The organism is Bradyrhizobium sp. Mp27, assembly GCF_029953005.1.
Taxonomy (GTDB): domain Bacteria; phylum Pseudomonadota; class Alphaproteobacteria; order Rhizobiales; family Xanthobacteraceae; genus Bradyrhizobium; species Bradyrhizobium barranii.
In genome coordinates, this window is sequence record NZ_JASAUS010000590.1 from 1 (window position 1) to 679 (window position 679).

Annotated in this window: 1 protein-coding gene; it reads left to right on the forward strand. The window is 60.7% G+C overall.

The annotated features are described in order from the left end of the window. Positions 1-77: 77 nt before the first annotated feature. The coding region (locus QJT78_RS51890; RefSeq protein ID WP_281460921.1) for a transglycosylase SLT domain-containing protein at positions 78-679 on the forward strand (602 nt) is incomplete at its 3' end.

Consider the following 679-nt stretch of genomic DNA (forward strand, 5'->3'; position numbering starts at 1 on the left):
CGATCGTTGCGGCGGGATTCAGCGCCGCGGCGCCGGACTCGGTGCCGCCGTCCGATGTAACCACTTCGCAAGGGCCAATGTTGCAGGTCGCCAGCCTTGAGGCGGCGTCGCCCGAGAACTCGGCAACGCTTCAGCAGGACCGTCCGCCCGTTGCTTCGCTCAATCCGGGCGAAGGCAAACCGTCGTATCTCAAATACTACGTTTACTCGGAAATTCCGCCGCCGGAGAAACCCGCGAAGATCGCCTTGTCGGCGTTGAGCCACGTTCCGCTCGGAACGCCCGTCCAGGAGATCGAACGTGCAGCCGAAGCGTTCGGTGTCGATGTCGCCTTCATGAAGGCGGTCGCCAAAATCGAATCCGATTTCAATCCCAGGCAACGCACCGGCTCCTATATCGGCCTGTTCCAGCTGAGCAAGTTTGAGTTCAGCAAATACGGATCGGGCGACATTCTCAATCCGCGCGACAACGCGATGAGTGCGGCCTACAAGTTTCTCAGCGAGGCTGCGCTATTCGAAATATTGACGCAGAAAAAGCCCACCTTTTCCGACCTCTACCTGATCCACCAGCAGGGCTGGGAAGGAGCCGCCCAACACATCAGTCGTCCGCAGCGGATTGCCTGGAAGTCGATGTGCGCAACCCGGGAGGGCTCGGCGAAGGGCGAGCGATGGTGCAAGCGCGC